This window comes from Mesorhizobium sp. M7A.F.Ca.CA.002.05.1.1 (genome assembly GCF_003998335.1).
Classification (GTDB): Bacteria; Pseudomonadota; Alphaproteobacteria; order Rhizobiales; family Rhizobiaceae; genus Mesorhizobium.
In genome coordinates, this window is record NZ_RZQI01000937.1 from 1 (window position 1) to 2,263 (window position 2,263).

General features: G+C 64.6%; 1 pseudogene. It reads right to left on the reverse strand.

The features are described from left to right. Positions 1-2,263 (reverse strand): annotated as a pseudogene (locus EN939_RS30775) (DUF3131 domain-containing protein); the annotation flags it as partial.

A 2,263-nucleotide genomic window follows, 5' to 3' on the forward strand; every position in this document is an offset into this window, starting at 1 on the left:
GGCTTTCGCTGAGGATGGTGACCGTGTCGAGAATGCCTTCGAAATCGCCCTGGAGATGGACGGAAGGTGCTTCGGCCCATTCGGCGCAGGCCGCAGCCACCGCCACCAGATGGCCAGCGAGATTGCCGCTGTCGACAGCCGAGATGTAGAGCGGATAGAGCGGCTTCAGTGTCGTCGTGTCGTACCAGTTGAAGAGGTGACCGCGCTCACGCGGCATGCCCTCGATCGTCGCCATGGTGGCGTCGATGCGGGTGATGGCGTCGGACAGGCTGATCCAGCCGAAGTCGCGGGCGGAAACGACGGACAGCAGGTAGACGCCGATGTTGGTCGGTGAGGTGCGCGGCGCCACCACCGGCGCCGGGCTTTCCTGGAAATTGTCCGGCGGCAGATGGTGATGCTCTGCCGTTACGAAGCTTTCGAAATAGTGCCATGTGCGCCGCGCCACCGTGCGCAACGTATGGATGTCGGCCTGCGATATGCGCAGCCGATCCTCGGTTTCGGCCGAACGGCTGATCCAGCTGGCGATGGCCGGCGAGCCAATCCAGAACAGGGCGAAGAAGAAGGCGACGAAGGCGCCGGTCGAATCGGCCAGCACCGGAATGGCAAGGCCGACGAAGCCGATGATCACGGCGCCATACATCATGCCGTAATACGATCCGACATCGTTGTCGCCCGCCTTGTGCGCCTGCGAGGCGGTGCGCCATTCCAAAAGGTTCTGGCGGCTGACGAACAGCCGGTAGAGCGTACGCACGATGGCATCGCCCATCATCCAGGCATTGTGCGCCATCAGCACGATCTTCAGCGCCACCATGGCGGTACCGAAGGCGACGTCGCGCGCCAGAGCCGAGAAATGGCCGCGTGGCGTCTGGTCGCCGCTCTTGGGCAGGATGGCGTTGACGATATCGAATGTCGGCGCCATGAACAGGCTGAGGATCAGCAGGGCCTGCCATTGCGCGGCCTGCGTGAAGGGCAGCAGCGTCCAGCCGGCGATCGCCGCCATCACCCAGAAGATCGGCGTCAGCGAGCGGCGCAGATTGTCGATCATCTTCCAGCGCGACAGCGCCGGCACGCCGGAGCGCGGATCGAGCATGAAGCCAAGCAACTGCCAGTCGCCGCGCGCCCAGCGATGGTGGCGCGAGGCGTCGACCGAGTAGCGGGTCGGATAGTCCTCAACCAGTTCGACGTCGGTGACCAGCGCCGCGCGCGCCAGCGCGCCTTCCAGCAGATCATGGCTGAGGATGGTGTTTTCCTCGATGCGGCCCTGCAGGGCGGCCTCGAAGGCGTCGACGTGATAAAGGCCCTTGCCGGTGAAGGAGCCGTCGCCGAAGACGTCCTGATAGAGATCGGACACGGCAAAGACATAAGGGTCGAGGCCGCGATTGGCCGAAAACACCCGCTGGAAGAACGACGCATCGTCGCCTGATGTCAGCGACGCGGTGATGCGCGGCTGCAGGATCGCGTAGCCGGCGGTGACGACGCGCTTGCTGGCATCGAAATGCGGCCGGTTGAGCGGGTGGCAGAGCTTGCCTACGAGGGTGGCGACCGCGTCACGGGTGGTGCGCGTGTCGGCATCGAGCGTCATCACATGGACGACGTTCTCCGGCAGCGGCACGTCGAGCGGCAGGAACGTGGTGTCGCTGTCGCCGCGCAGCAGAAGATCGAGCTCGTGCAGCTTGCCGCGCTTGCGCTCCCAGCCCATCCAGGCCCCTTGCGCCGCGTTGAAGAGCCGGCGCCGGTGCAGGATGTAGAAACGCGGCGCGCCTTCGGACGGATAGCGGGCGTTGAGACGAGCGATCTCGGCACGGGCGAATTCGAGGATTTCGGTGTCGGCCGCATCGATCTCGGTCTTCGAGTCCGGCCAGTCCGACAGCAGCGCGAAATGGATTTCATCGGCCGTATTGGCGAGATGATGCACCTCGATGTTGCGGATGTTTTCCTCGACATCGTCGCGCGAGCCGATCAGCGACGGCACCACCACCAGCGTGCGCGCCTCGGGCGGCACGCCGTGCCGGTAATCATAACCGACAAGACGCGTCGGTTTCAGGAACAGCGATACGACCGTGTTGAAGAAGGCAAGCGCGCCCTCGCTGGCCGGCACGGCAAAAAGCGCCAGCATCAGGACGATCGAGGGCACCGACAGGCCGAGATTGGCAAGGGCATTGCCGGAGAGAACGAGAAGCAGCGCCGTCAGCGCAAATACCGGTACGACGATGCCGAGCCACCCGGTCTTGCGGAAGGCACGCTTGACTGTCTGGCTGATGGT